Origin of the sequence: Stenotrophomonas mexicanensis (assembly GCF_032911605.1) — a bacterium.
GTDB lineage: Bacteria > Pseudomonadota > Gammaproteobacteria > Xanthomonadales > Xanthomonadaceae > Stenotrophomonas > Stenotrophomonas maltophilia_A.
Genome location: NZ_JAWJTG010000001.1, coordinates 178,116 through 192,094 on the forward strand (window position 1 = coordinate 178,116; position 13,979 = coordinate 192,094).

At 65.5% G+C, this 13,979-nt stretch carries 11 protein-coding genes; 7 read left to right on the forward strand and 4 right to left on the reverse strand.

Translation table 11 applies throughout. The annotated features are described in order from the left end of the window. Positions 1-37: 37 nt before the first annotated feature. The gene (locus R1L06_RS00885; RefSeq protein ID WP_049422264.1) at positions 38-1,015 is read left to right on the forward strand and encodes a DUF1852 domain-containing protein; all 978 of its coding nucleotides are present in this window, start codon (positions 38-40) and stop codon (positions 1,013-1,015) included. Between the two features lie 38 nt (positions 1,016-1,053). Further along, on the forward strand, positions 1,054-2,088 hold the full coding sequence (locus R1L06_RS00890) for a methionine synthase (protein ID WP_132810146.1): 1,035 nt from the start codon (positions 1,054-1,056) through the stop codon (positions 2,086-2,088). On the opposite strand, the gene R1L06_RS00895 is transcribed toward R1L06_RS00890, so the two are convergent. Both R1L06_RS00895 and R1L06_RS00900 read right to left on the reverse strand, forming a co-directional pair. Beyond that, positions 2,045-2,668 (reverse strand): hypothetical protein, encoded by a 624-nt coding sequence (locus tag R1L06_RS00895; RefSeq protein ID WP_317216637.1) that lies wholly within the window; start codon positions 2,666-2,668, stop codon positions 2,045-2,047. The genes R1L06_RS00890 and R1L06_RS00895 overlap by 44 nt on opposite strands. 25 nt (positions 2,669-2,693) lie before the next feature. After that, positions 2,694-2,906 carry a hypothetical protein gene (locus tag R1L06_RS00900; protein WP_012511105.1) on the reverse strand — a complete coding sequence of 71 codons (213 nt, stop codon included), beginning with the start codon at positions 2,904-2,906 and terminating at the stop codon, positions 2,694-2,696. Between the two features lie 245 nt (positions 2,907-3,151). Between R1L06_RS00900 and R1L06_RS00905 the strand changes: the two genes are divergently transcribed. Continuing rightward, positions 3,152-4,399, forward strand: a complete 1,248-nt coding sequence (locus R1L06_RS00905; protein ID WP_317216638.1) for an arsenic transporter — start codon at positions 3,152-3,154, stop codon at positions 4,397-4,399. 33 nt (positions 4,400-4,432) lie between these two features. Here R1L06_RS00905 and R1L06_RS00910 read toward each other — a convergent pair whose 3' ends face one another. Further along, complete coding sequence (locus R1L06_RS00910) at positions 4,433-6,085, reverse strand: ABC transporter ATP-binding protein (RefSeq protein ID WP_317216639.1); 1,653 nt, start codon at positions 6,083-6,085, stop codon at positions 4,433-4,435. Positions 6,086-6,198: 113 nt separating this feature from the next. Here R1L06_RS00910 and R1L06_RS00915 point away from each other — a divergent pair, with 113 nt between their 5' ends. From R1L06_RS00915 to R1L06_RS00930, 4 genes are read left to right on the forward strand one after another with little or no spacing between them, the layout of a single operon-like run. Further along, positions 6,199-8,589, forward strand: a complete 2,391-nt coding sequence (locus tag R1L06_RS00915; RefSeq protein ID WP_317216640.1) for a TonB-dependent receptor plug domain-containing protein — start codon at positions 6,199-6,201, stop codon at positions 8,587-8,589. Between the two features lie 6 nt (positions 8,590-8,595). Further along, complete coding sequence (locus R1L06_RS00920; RefSeq protein ID WP_317216641.1) at positions 8,596-10,059, forward strand: DUF3526 domain-containing protein; 1,464 nt, start codon at positions 8,596-8,598, stop codon at positions 10,057-10,059. Continuing rightward, positions 10,056-11,411: an ABC transporter permease subunit gene (locus R1L06_RS00925; protein ID WP_317216642.1), complete on the forward strand. Its 1,356-nt coding sequence runs from the start codon at positions 10,056-10,058 to the stop codon at positions 11,409-11,411. The genes R1L06_RS00920 and R1L06_RS00925 overlap by 4 nt, the downstream gene beginning before the upstream one ends. 12 nt (positions 11,412-11,423) lie before the next feature. Continuing rightward, entirely contained in the window at positions 11,424-12,134 is a 711-nt protein-coding gene (locus tag R1L06_RS00930; protein WP_317216643.1) for an ABC transporter ATP-binding protein, read from the forward strand. On the opposite strand, the gene R1L06_RS00935 is transcribed toward R1L06_RS00930, so the two are convergent. Beyond that, on the reverse strand, positions 12,131-13,972 hold the full coding sequence (locus tag R1L06_RS00935; protein ID WP_317216644.1) for an asparagine synthase-related protein: 1,842 nt from the start codon (positions 13,970-13,972) through the stop codon (positions 12,131-12,133). The two genes, R1L06_RS00930 and R1L06_RS00935, sit on opposite strands and share 4 nt — an antisense overlap. Positions 13,973-13,979: the final 7 nt, after the last annotated feature.

Consider the following 13,979-nt stretch of genomic DNA (forward strand, 5'->3'; position numbering starts at 1 on the left):
CATTCGGATGTCACCCCCGCAACCCGGAACGCCGCCCATGACGACCGAGAACTTCACCTTCAGCATCACGCGCATCCCTTTCAACGAGGACTACCAGCCCGCTGACGGCACGCGCATCACCACCAACTTCGCCAACCTGGCTCGCGGCGAGTCCCGCCAGGAGAACCTGCGCAACACGATCAGCATGATCAACAACCGCTTCAACGATCTGGCGCACTGGGACAACCCGAGTGCGGACCGCTACGCCGTCGAGCTGGACATCATTTCGGTGGAGATGCACATCGATGGAGCCGACGGCAGCGATCCATTCCCGCTGATCGAAGTGCTGCGCCCGACCATCGTCGACACGCACACCGGCGCGCGCACCGAGGGCATCGTCGGCAACAACTTCTCGTCCTATGTGCGCGACTACGACTTCAGCGTTGTACTGCCGGCCAGCAACGAGGGCAAGGCCACGTTCGGCATTCCGGAAGGCTTCGGTGATCTTCACGGCAAGCTGTTCCAGCACTTCCTGGAATCGGACGCCTACCGCGCCAATTTCAGCAAGGCGCCGGTGATCTGCATCAGCGTCTCCAGCAGCAAGACCTACCATCGTACCGAGAACCACCATCCCATCCTGGGCGTGGAGTATCGCCAAGGCGAGTTCTCCCCCACCGACCAGTACTTCGACAAGATGGGCCTGCAGGTGCGCTACTTCATGCCGCCGGGCAGCGTCGCGCCGCTGGCGTTCTACTTCCAGGGCGACCTGCTGGGCGATTACTCGAACCTGGAGCTGATCGGCACCATCAGCACGATGGAAGCGTTCCAGAAGATCTACCGGCCGGAGATCTACAACGCCAATTCCGTGGCCGGCAAGGTCTACCAGCCCAGCCTGAAGCACCAGGACTATTCGTCCACCCGCATCGTCTACGACCGCGAAGAGCGCAGCCAGCTGGCGGTCAAGCAGGGCAAGTTCACCGAAGAGCACTTCATCAAGCCGTACCGCGCCGTGCTTGAGCAGTGGGCTGCCCGCTGATCCACCGATTCCCCATTCGCCCCAGGACACAGAACGCAATGTCGACGAAGAAACTGCTCCCCACCTCCACCGCCGGCAGCCTGCCCAAGCCCTCCTGGCTGGCGGAGCCCGAAAAGCTCTGGTCGCCCTGGAAACTGCAGGATGAAAGCTTGACCGAAGGCAAGCAGGATGCCCTGCGCCTGTCCCTGCAGGAACAGCAGCACGCCGGCATCGATATCGTCAGCGACGGTGAGCAGACCCGGCAGCACTTCGTTACCACGTTCATCGAGCACCTCAACGGCGTCGATTTCGAGAAGCGCGAAACCGTGCGCATCCGCAACCGCTACGACGCCAGCGTGCCGACCGTGGTCGGTGCCGTGAGCCGCCCGAAGCCGGTGTTCGTGGAGGATGCGAAGTTCCTGCGCCGGCAGACCACGCAGCCGATCAAATGGGCACTGCCCGGGCCGATGACCATGATCGACACCCTGTACGACGCACACTACAAGAGCCGCGAGAAGCTGGCCTGGGAATTCGCGAAGATCCTCAACGAGGAAGCGAAGGAGCTGGAAGCCGCTGGCGTCGACATCATCCAGTTCGACGAGCCCGCCTTCAACGTGTTCTTCGACGAAGTGAACGACTGGGGCGTGGCCGCACTGGAGCGTGCGATCGAAGGACTGAAGTGCGAGACCGCCGTGCACATCTGCTACGGCTACGGCATCAAGGCCAACACCGACTGGAAGCAGACGCTGGGCTCGGAGTGGCGCCAGTATGAAGAGTCGTTCCCGAAGCTGCAGACCTCCAACCTCGACATCATCTCGCTGGAATGCCACAACTCGCACGTGCCGATCGACCTGATCGAGCTGGTGCGCGGCAAGAAGGTGATGGTGGGCGCCATCGACGTGGCCTCCAGCACGGTGGAGACGGCCGAGGAAGTGGCCAACACTCTGCGCAAGGCGCTGCAGTTCGTGGACGCCGACAAGCTCTACCCGAGCACCAACTGCGGCATGGCGCCGCTGGCCCGTGACGTGGCACGGGGCAAGCTGCGTGCGCTCAGCGAAGGGGCCAGGATCGTGCGCGAGGAACTTTCGGCGTAGCCCTGGCCGGGAGCGCACTCGCATCCGGCCGTCCGGTTGACGGAGCCTGATCTGGTATCGGCCAGGCTCCACCCCGCCCCGGCACCTCGGGCCTGGCCAGCATCGCCGGGGGCCGCGGCCCAAGCGCCGCCTTGATCCGCCCCATCTCTCCCGCCCCGGCCTCGGCCAGGCGGCGGGCCTGCTGCCGTTGTTCCCGCGTGGGTGCCGGAGGTGATGGAGTACCTTTATCTATCAGCCGCGCCACCGCATCGCGCAATCGCAACTGGGGGCAGAGCCGGGCGGCGCACCAGCGCTCGGCGTAGCGCTTGGCCTGCCGCGCATTCACGGCGGCCACGACCTTGGGCTGGGGTGATTTCCGCGCGGCGAGGAACAGGCGGACGCCGAGCACGGCATGCGGCACGACGCTGGCCACGCAGCGGCCGTTCCACCACAGGTCCCAGCGGTCACCGCTCTGCACCCAGCCGGAGGGCCGGGTAGCGGTCATGAAATCGGGAGGGCTGGAGGGGGAATGCATGGCCGGAAGAATACGGTCGGCCGTCACATGGGCTGAGATTGCGGAGTTGCGCTGGCAACCTCTCAACGCTTCTGCCGTAGCGAAGCCCTCTTCACCACTCTGGGCCGAGCAGCTTCTCCACCTCGGTTTCGAGCTTCTTTGCGGCTTCGGCCTGCGAGGCCACCTTGATGCACAGCCCGGATTGCGCGGGACCCGGAGTCAACTGGTAGCGGTTGATGGTGCCGCCGCCGTCGCCATCCAGCTCCACCCGGGCCACCAGGGTTCGGCCGTTGGCATTGAAGATCCAGTCCCGGTATTCGGACATCTTTGATTCCATGCGTGACACTTTGAGTGGCCTTCACTCTAAGCGGAGCGACGGTGAAGAGCGCCCGAAGAAAACGTTCGCGGAGCGTGGGTGCCGGGGGCACGCGGCAAGCAGACAAGCATGGGCTGGGCTCCACAGCTCGGGCGCAGCTCACGGAGTATGATGCCGCCTTCCCCGAACTGCCGCGATTGCAGCGGGCGCGTTCCCGTGAGGTACGCGTCGACGCCGCTGAGACACCCCGCCCGATGCTCGTTTCCTACTCCTCTTTCCTCATCTGGGCGGCCGTGGCCGTTGCCACCGTAGGCCTGCTGTTCCGGCCATTCCGCATTCCGGAGTACGTGTGGGCACTGGGGGCTGCCCTTCTGCTTCCGCTGCTGGGAGCGATGTCGGTCGGCACGACCTTGCACGCGGTGGCCGAGGGCCGCGATGTCTATCTGTTCCTGGTCGGTATGATGGTGCTGGCCGAGCTGGCCCGGCGCGAAGGCCTGTTCGACTGGCTGGCGTTGTACGCGGTCCGCCATGCAGGTGGCTCGGGACGACGCCTGTTCGACCTCGTGTTCCTGGTCGGCACGTTGGTGACCGTGTTCCTTTCCAACGATGCCACGGCGGTGGTGCTGACCCCGGCGGTCTACGCCGCCTGCAAGGCGGCCCGTGCCAACCCCCTGCCCTATCTATTCGTCTGCGCCTTCATCGCCAATGCGGCCAGTTTCGTGCTGCCCATTTCCAACCCGGCCAACCTGGTGGTGTACGGCCAGCACATGCCGCCGCTGACGCAGTGGCTGGCACAGTTCGCGCTGCCGTCGCTGGCCGCGATCGGTGCCACCTATCTGGTGCTGCGCTGGGTGCATCGGCGCGAGATCGCGCAGCCGCTGGTGGCGGCACCGGCGCATCGTCCGCTGACCGAAGGCGGCCGGCTCAGCGCTCTGGGCGTGTTGTTCACCGGCACCGTGCTGCTGGTGACCTCCGCACTGAACGGCCCGCTCGGCCTGGTCACGTTCTGCGCAGGCACGCTGAGTGTGGCACTGGTGGCGATGCGCCAGCGGCGCAGTCCGTTGCCGCTGCTGCGCCACGTGTCATGGGGCGTACTGCCGCTGGTGGCCGGCCTGTTCGTGCTGGTGGAAGCGGTGGCACAGACCGGTGTCATCCAGACGGCAGCCAGCGCGCTGCAGGCCGTGGCGCAGGCATCGCCACACCAGGCCAGCTGGCTGGCCGGTGGCGCGGCGGCGTTGCTGAGCAACGTGGCCAACAATCTGCCGGTCGGCCTGGCCGCAGGCTCGCTGGGCCAGATGGCCGACCTGCCGGCACAGACCCGCGCCGCATTGCTGGTCGGCGTGGACCTGGGCCCCAACCTGTCGGTGACCGGCTCGTTGGCCACGATGCTGTGGCTGGTGGCGCTGCGCCGCGAGGGCGAGCATGTCAGCGCGCTCGACTTCCTGCGCGTCGGCGCGCTGGTGATGCCGCCTGCGCTGATCGGGGCACTGTTGCTGCTCTAGTTGGGCGTGGTTCGGTCGCCATGACCAAGTTGCTCAGCGATCACTCTCCAGCTCAATCACCCGGTCAGTCGGGCTCACGATACCGCGCCGATGGGTGATGGCCACCACGGTTACATCGTTCGCCAGTGCGCGGATATGGTCCATGATCTCGCGTTCAGTGGCCTCATCCAGCGCGGAGCTGGCCTCGTCCAGGAACAGGATCGCCGGCTCGCCATACAGTGCTCGGGCAATCGCGATGCGTTGGCGTTCCCCACCGGACAACTTCAGGCCCCGCTCGCCCACGGTGGTTTCAAGGCCCTCGGGCAGCGCCTCGATCAACGGCAGGATCGCAGCCTTGCGTGCGGCATGCCGCAGCCGATCATCATCACGCGCGCGCCCGAGCAGGATGTTGTCGGCCAGGCTTTCGTTGAGCAGGATGACATCCTGCGGAACCACCGCGACAGCGGCATGCCAGGCCGCACGGTCGATCCGGGACAGGTCAAGGCCATCGACCAGGATCCGACCACGCTGGGGATCGATCGATTTCAGGGCGAGCTTGAACAGCGTCGACTTCCCTGCCCCGGTCGGCCCGATCAGGAAATTGATGCCGCCACGTTCGGCCTCGAAGGACACATCGCTTACCCCGCGACCGTTGCCATAGCGGTGGCTGACCCACTCGAACGCCAGCCGGCCGCTTTCACCCGCAAAGCGCTGGGCATCGGCTGCCTGTCGCTCCTCGGGCGCCGCCCACAAGGTGGAAAGCGGAGCCAGCATGCTCCACGAGCGCGCGACGTCATCGATCGAACGAGCGATCATCTCGAACGGCATGTTGAGCTGGAGCAGCAGCAGATTGAACAGGACGATGTCGCCGACGCTCAGACCGCCGCTCTGGTAGCGCGGCAGCAACAGATGGAAGGTAACGATGAACTCGACCGCCAGGCCGATGCCCAGCAGCGCAATGAAGCCGATCCGCTGCAGTACGTAGGCGCGCCAGCTGTCGCGCACCTCCTGGGCCTTCTGCTCGAAGCGCTGCACCATCCAGGCGCTGCCGCCGAACTGGCGCAGCGTCTCCATGGCATTCATGGCATTGCCGACGAAGCGCGCGTTCTGCTGGCCGGCCTCGACCGCAGCTTCGCGATGGATGCGTGCGCGCCGGGTAGCGATGGCGGAAAGCGTGACGGCTACCGTGCCGTAGGCCAGCACGATGGCCACCACCTGCAGGTTGATCAACGCACCCAGCGTTATCAGCGTCAGCAGGATCTGCAGCGCACTGGGAATGAAGGCCACCAGCCCCAGCTGCACCACGATCTTCAGCGCGCCACGGCCTTTCTCCCCTGCAACCTGCAGCTCGGCGGCGTTGTACTCCAGGAAGAAGCTGTTGGTCTTCTTCAGCAGACGGGCGAAGTAGCGGGTACTGGTGATGAAGCCAAGATTCTCGCCGCTGAGGAACGACAGGTACTGCACGGTGTTCTGCAGGGCGCTGCCAGCGCCAAGCATGACCGCATACAGCAGGAAGCCGCCCGCGAGAGCGCCGACCCCGTCGATGGGCAGACGGTCGATCAGGCGTGAGAAAAGATAGGGCGCCGCAACATTGGCCAGGCTGGACAGCACGACACTGCCGGCGATGAGCAGCAGCAGCCTGCGGTCAGCCTTCCAGTACGTGCCCAGGATTTCAGCGACGGGCGGCGGAACAGCAGTCTTCTTCATCGGCCTCGTTCCGGCGTGGACTCAACCCCATAATGATATGCTATAACATATCCATTCAGGAGCGACGTAGCCACGTCGCAGGCCACTTTCGGATGGGATCGATGGACCGGGGAATGACGAACGTATCCGCTGCCATGCCACGCGCGCTCATGGCCCTCAGCATTGCCGCTGCACTGTTGGCCAGCGTGCCTGCGATCGCCCAGAACCCCAGCGATGCCCGGCGTTCGCGGGCCGCAGGCGCAGCACCCGAGGCGCCGACCGCCACCCTGGACAAGGTGCTGGTGGTCGGCAGCAACATCCGCGATGCCATTGGCGGCGGCGCATCCCCGATCATCGTGATCGACAAGGAGGCCATCGACCGCACCGGCGTGGCTACCGTGCAGCAGCTGTTCGAGAAACTGCCACAGAACTTCGGCGGAGGCGCCAATGGTGCCAACGTCGCCAACCTTGGCGTCGACCGCGATACCGGCAACAACTTCGGCCAAGGCACCGCGATCAACCTGCGCGGCCTGGGAACCGGCACCACGTTGACCCTGATCAATGGCCACCGCGTGACCTCGTCGAACCGCTACCAGTACGTGGACGTCTCGCTGATACCGCTGAGTGCGGTGGAACGCGTTGAGATCCTCACCGATGGTGCCTCGGCCATCTACGGCACCGACGCCGTCGGTGGTGTGGTCAACATCATCCTGCGCCGCGACTTCACCGGGTATGAGACCGCTGTGCGCTACGGCACCGTCACCGCCGGTGGCATGGAGGAGTACCAGGCATCGCAGTCGGCAGGCTTGTCGTGGGATGGCGGCCATGTGCTGGCCAGCTACGAGTTCCTGAAGCAGAGCAACCTGGCGGCGGTGGACAAGGACTTCTCGAAGAACGTGCGGGTCAAACCGTACGACCTCTACCCGGGGTCCAAGCGCCACAGCCTGTACGTGGACGGCGTGCAGCAGCTCAGCGATGCGCTGACCCTGAACGTGACCGGCTCGTTCGCCAAGCGCGAGATGGACACCACCATTTCCGGCACCGCCGACGAAACCCGGTTGTTCCCGCACACGCGGCAGTTCGACCTGTTCGCCGGACTCACGCTGGATCTTCCGCGACAGTGGCAGGCGCGCCTGAATTCCGGGTTCGGCAGGAGTGACGTTTCCTATCAGCGCACCACCATCACCGGCAGTTCGGCCAGTACGGCGCCGCCGACCGATACGAACTCCGAATCCCGCTACCTGGATGTGGTCGCCGACGGCGAGTTGTTCAGCCTGCCCGCCGGGCCGATACGCGCGGCGTTCGGCGCGGGCTACCGCCGCGATGGCTATGAGCTGATCGATCATCGCGGCCTGGAAAAGCCACTCGACCTGCATCGAACGATCAGGTCCGCCTTCGGCGAGCTCAACATCCCGCTGCTGAAGGACATGCCGGGCGTGCGCAGCCTGTCTTTCACTGCGGCAGCGCGCTATGACGATTACAGCGATTTCGGTTCCACGCTGAATCCCAAGCTCGGCCTGCTGTGGGAGGCGACCCAGGGGCTTTCGTTCCGCACCAGCTACGGCCGCTCCTACCGGGCACCGGTGTACCAGGACATGCAGTTGAACAACACCGTGGTGGTGGCGAATGTGCCCAACCCGAGCGCAGCCAATGGCAGCACCATCCTGATGATGCTCTCCAATGGCAATCCCGATCTGGGCCCCGAACGGGCCAAGACCTGGACCGGCGGTTTCTCATTCGCGCCGCCGTCGCTGCCGGGGCTCAAGATCGATGCGAACTACTACCACATCGAATACGCCGACCGGATCGGCAGTGGCTTCGGCGGCAGCTTCCCGTCGCTGTTCCTGCAGTCCACGGCACCCTACGCGGACATCCTGACCAGCAATCCGACCCAGCAGCAGATCCAGCAGGCGCGCCAGCTGGGCATCTCGGGGCTGGGCCTGTTCGTCTCGCGCGTGGGGCCGTATGCGCTGCCACCGGGAACGGACGAAACCAACAGCCGGGTGATCCTGGACAACCGCTTCCGCAACAACGCCTTCACCCAGCAGCGCGGTGTCGATTTCAGCGCCGGCTATGACGTTGATGCCGGCCAGACCCGCATCGCGATGAGCCTGGCCGGGCAGTACATCATCGAATCAAAACGTCGTGTGACCAGTACGTCGCCCGAGGTGGATGCGGTGAATTCGGTGTACTACCCGGTGGACCTCAAGATGCGCGGTGGCATTGCGCTGAGCCGGCAACAGGCCGCGGCGGGCATCTTCGTGAATTACGTGGACAGTTACCGCGACCCCGCCAATGTCGCCCGGCCCCACGTCAGCTCCTGGACGACCATCGATCTGAACCTCGCCTACCACTTCGGTGCGTCAGCGGACCCGCAGCGTGGCACCTCGCTTGCGTTCAACGTGCAGAACCTGTTCGACCGGGATCCGCCGTTCATCGTCAACAGCATCAACACCGGCTACGACCCCACCAATGCGACAGCGCTGGGCCGCTTCCTGTCCATGACGCTGACGCACCGCTGGTAAGCCGCCATGCGCGCCGAAGCCCCTGCCCTGTCCCGGTCCGTCATGGCCATCCAGCAGGCGTTTGCTGTTGCGGCAACCCAGCTCACGCTGATGTGGCGCGAGCGGCGCGTGCTGTGGCTTGCCCTTGCCCTGTTGCTGATTGCGGGAGCATCGGTGCTCAGTGGTGCTGCACGCCTGACCCTGCAGGCGCAGGAGCGCCAGGCAATGAGCGAGGAAGAGGCGCGGCTCTGGGACAGCCAGGGCACAATCGACCCGCATAGCGCCGCACATGTGGGGCGTGCCATTGCTGCCCCCGTGCGGCCACTGGCTGCACTGGACCCGGGGCTGACGGATTACCTGGGAACCTCGGTGTTCATCGAAGGCCACGCGCAGAACCCGGCCCGGCACCGTGCCGTGGATGGTGGCACCGCACTCAGCCGCTTCGAGGGCTTCTCTGCGGCGTGGGCGCTGCAGGTGGTGGCGCCGCTGCTGATCATCCTGGCCGGGTTCGCCACCCTGTCCGGCGATGTGGCCCGCGAGACGCTGCGCCAGGAACTCGGCACCGGCGCCTCGGCCGGCGTGCTGATCTGTGGACGCTTGATTGCCCTGGCGGCCGCCTCGCTGCTGCTGGTGCTGGCCATGCTGCTGATCAGTCTTCCGGGGCTGTCCATCCAGTACGGCGACGCCACGGATCTTGCCGCCCTGCTCGCACTGGCGGCCGCCTACCTGCTCTATCTGGCGGTGTTCTGTGCACTTACCGTGGGGGTGTCGGCACTTGCCGGCTCGGCACGGACGTCACTGGTCGTGCTGCTCGGCTTCTGGGTGGTGTCCACGCTGCTGCTGCCGAGGGTGGCGCCTGCGGTTGCCGAATCCCTGTACCCGACCCCTTCGGCACCGGCGTTCAGGACCGGCGTGACCGAAGAAGCGGAGAACGGCGCGGATGGCCATGACCCGGCCGACAAACGCCTCGATGCCCTGCGCACGGCGTTGATGGCGCGCTACCGGGTCGACAGCGTTGACGACCTGCCGCTGAACTTCCGCGGTGTGGCGCTGGAGTTTGCCGAGGCCAACTCGACGCGCGTCTACAACCGCCATTTCGAACGCCTGCATGCCACCTACCAGCAGCAGGACGCCACCCAGCGCCTGTTTGGCCTTGCCTCGCCGACGCTGGCGCTGCAGTCCTGGTCGCGCGCCTTCGCCGGCACGGATTTCCCGGCGCATCTGGCGTTCCTGCGCGGCGTGGAGGACTACCGTTATCGGTTGATCCAGGCACTCAACCAGGAAGTGAAACTGCACAAGGCACCACAAGGCGGGAAGCATATGGCCGACATCGCCGGCATCACCCGTTCAGTGCACTACCGGCCGCCGCAACAGACCCTGGTCGGTACCGCTGCCGCGCAGCGCGGAAATCTCGTCATTCTGCTGGTCTGGCTGATGCTGGGTTGCGTGGTGGTGCTCATCTCCGCTCGGAAGCTGGGGAGATCGCCATGAACGTTGTGTCGATTGCCCGCTATGAGATCCGCCGATTGCTGCGCGATCGAGCGCTGCCGGTGCTGCTTGTCCTGCTGCTCGGGCTGGGTGCCTACGCCGCGTGGAACGGCCGCGCATGGGTGGACCAGCGGGAGGCGGCCATCGCCCTGATCAAGCAGGAAGAACAACAGACGAAGGAACGCAGCCGGGCATTCGTCAGCAAGGCGCCTTCGGTGCTGCCCCGCGCCCAGCCGGTGCTGGCGCCCGCCGCCATGGCAACGCTGTCGATCGGCCAGGCAGACGCCTACCCCTACACCGCCGATGTGGTCGCGCTGGGCGATCCGACCCAGCTGCTCAAGCACGTTTGGGCCGACATCGGCAATCCAGCGGCACGGGCTGCGGGACGGTTCGACCTCGCCTTCGTCATCGTCTTCCTGCTGCCGTTGGTCATTCTCGTGGCCACCCACGATCTGTGGTCCCGTGAGCGCGAGCGCGGCATCGCGGCGCTGGTGCTGTCACAGCCGGTGTCGGCAACGCGCCTGCTGGTGGTCAAGGTGCTGGCCCGTGGCCTGATGGTGCTGCTGCCCGCACTGGCCATCCTCCTGGCGGTGACGATCGGGGCCGGCGCGCGCAGTCCTTCGGGCCTGGCCATGCTGGCCCTGACCGTCCTCCTGTACGGCGCGTTCTGGCTGGCCCTTGCACTGCTGATCGGCTGCCTTGCCCGGCGCACCACCGAGGCGGCCATCGCCGCCGGCGCGCTGTGGCTGCTGATCGTGGTCATGGCGCCGTCGCTGGCGCTGGCCACGGTGAATCTGATCGCGCCGCCGCCGTCACAGATGCAGTTCGCCACCGAAGTAAAGGCGATGCAGTCCGACATCGCCACGCGCCAGCGGCGCGAGCATGCGACGTCGGCGCCAGTGAATTTGCCGTCCCCCGTCATCTCCGACACTGTGCGCCAGGCCTACGCCGATCGGGTTGCAGCTGACCGGGAACTGGAACGCCTGATCGCCTCGCATGCGCAGGCCGAGGCCGCACATCGCCAGGTTCTGGACAAGGTGCGGCTGCTGCTGCCGGCCGTCGCGACACAGGACGCGCTCGACCGCATCGCAGGCTCGGATGCCGACCGCGCGCTCGACTTCCAGGGACAGGTCCACTCCTTCTGGCAGGCGAGGCGGCTGTTGCACAAGGCCTATCTGGATCGTGACGCGCCGCAGACCTTCGAAGAGTACGACACCCTGCCCCGCTTCCAGTTCCACGAAACAGCCGGCGTCGCCCAACGTGGTGTCCTGGCCGATCTCGCCGCACTGATCATTGCCACCCTGCTTGTCCTGCTTGCAGCCGGTGCATTGCGCAGCCGGCTGGCAACGCCCTGAGGAGACGTCCACATGCTGTCTGCAAAAAGCCTGGTCATGGAACACGGTGCACATCGGGCGCTGGATGACGTCAGCTTCGAGGTGAAGCCCGGCGAGATCTTCTGCCTGCTGGGCGCCAACGGCGCCGGCAAGTCGACCACCATCAAGCTGTTCCTTGGCTTTCTGAAACCCACCTCCGGTGCGGCCGAAGTGGACGGTCTCAGTGCGCACCAGCAGCCGCAGGAGGTACGCCGGCGGCTGCTGTACATCCCCGAGACCGTGGCGCTGTACGACGAGCTGACCGGCTACGAGAATCTGGACTACTTCGCGCGCTTGGCCGGTGTCGAGGAACGCTCGCCAGCGCGGTTGAAGGACGCACTCAGGTCCGCCGGCCTGGCGACCGACGCATTCGGGCGACGCGTGGGCTTCTATTCCAAGGGCATGCGGCAGAAGGTCGGCATCGCACTGGCCATCGTCAAGGAAGCCAGGGCCCTGTTGCTGGATGAACCCACCTCGGGCCTGGACCCTACGGCGTCAGCCGAATTCCATGAGTTGATCGTGCGGGAACGCGATCGCGGCACAGCGATCCTGATGGCCACCCACGATCTGTTCCGTGCCCGTGAGGTGGCGACCACGATCGGCCTGATGCGGGCCGGTCGCCTGCGCAGGACACTGGATGCCAGCACGATCACCGCGAACGATCTTGAGAGCCTGTACCTGGAAGAGATGAGCCGCAGCACCTAGGCCACGGCGGCCGCCTGCGGGCCATGCCCGCCTGACCACCGCCGCAGCCACGCTTCGATGTTGATCTGCGGGCCGAAGATGCCGAGCACCTGCGACGAGTGGTCCGGGCTGACCTGCTGGATGCCCGCATCGGCCAGCGCGCTGTCGAGATAGCCGCGCATGGCCAGCATACCGTCAACCAGCAGATTCCTGATGAACTGCTGGTGCCCCTGGGTGACCGCCACGGAGTGATCATCCAGATAGGATTTCACCTTCCGCGACAGCAGCACCTCTGGCAACAGGCCTTTCATTGCACGCCGCGCGATGGTGCGGTCTTCCGCGTCCGCGATGAGCAGGTGCAGCGGAATGCGCGCGAACAGTTCGACAAGCGGCTGCGCACTGATCGGCGATACGCCATGCCAGTGGCCTGCACCTTCGAACGGATCAAGGACGCTGGTCGGAAACACCATGCGGCCAATATGGGCCAGCTTGTAGGGTGATACGCGATGCCCCTGCGCCTGCGCGTGCCGCAACCAGGCCGGCTGCATGCCATCCTGTTCGGCGCGGTCCACCCGCACCCATGGGCAGGGTTTGCCCCAACGGCCATTGATGCTGCCTGGCCGCTTGAGCAGACCATGGACCATCGCATCCTTCAGCACCCCGTACAGTGAATCGCCGGACTGCGCGGTTTCGAAGGCGACGCGGAAGAAATCCCGGTCGATGCCGCGCCGCCAGGCGTAGTCGATCGCAGCGGCATTGCCCTTGAAACGCAGGAACACCGCATCACCGCCAACACCGGTGAACTGCACGGTGTCACCGTCGAAGGCCACGTCACGGCGGTGGAGAAGATAGCCGGAACAATGCGCCGGCCGGGCTGTACGCGGGAAGGTCATGATCTCTTCCAGCGCGCAGTGAGGTTGCCTTCGGTACTCGATGTATTCGCAACGCCTGCCCGAGGAATCACTGGCCCCTTGCACTGCCATCCGCGCGAACAGCCGTTCGTCGGCGCCGATGCCCTCATCGTAGTGATGGACACACGTCACCTCCGGTGCCGACGGCGCCTGCAACAGGCCGGCCAGGATGATCGAGGAATCCAGCCCGCCTGACAGCTGCAGCTGGATGCGCCGGTGCGGGCTGGCCAGTGCACCGATGCAGCCCAGCAGCGTGGAACGCGCCAGCGACACGGCTTCCTGAAGATCTTCGATCGGCGCGTCGCGGGCCAGCCGCACCACGTCCCACTGGCAGTGCCGGCCCACCGGCTCTCCATCGCGGATTGAAACCGCTTCACCCGCTTCGACCGCCGTGACCTCCTCGAAGCCGGTCTGCAGGCCATCACGAAACGGGTACAGCAGCGAGTACGACAGGAAGGACCAGTCAACGCTGAATTCGCGCAGACCCAGCATCAGGCAGTCTTCCATGTTGGAGAAGACCAGCGTCAACTGGCCCACCGTGGTCATATAGCACGGGATCTCCGCAGTGGGATCGCGCAGGACGAACCAGCTCGACGTTTCCTGCTGGAAGCCGAACGCCACGTAGCGGCCCCAGTAGTGTTCTACGATGCTGCGGCCCTGGCTGCTGCAGGCGGCGTCCGCTGTGGCGGGATCCAGGTTCACGCAGCAAGGCACTTTGCCTTCGCCGAACGTCTTGTGGAACAGCTTGCCCAGTACCACCAGCGCATTCGAGCGATTGCATTCGAAATAGCCGTGGTTGTCGCTCTGCACATGGATCGCCGCGCCGTTGTCGTTCAACACGCAGGCGATGCCGGGCAGCCTGGCGCCGATCCTTTCCACGATGCGTTCCGCCTGCGCCGTCGCGGATTCCGAGTGGGTGTTCCAGAGCACGGCGATGTATCGGTACATGGCAGGT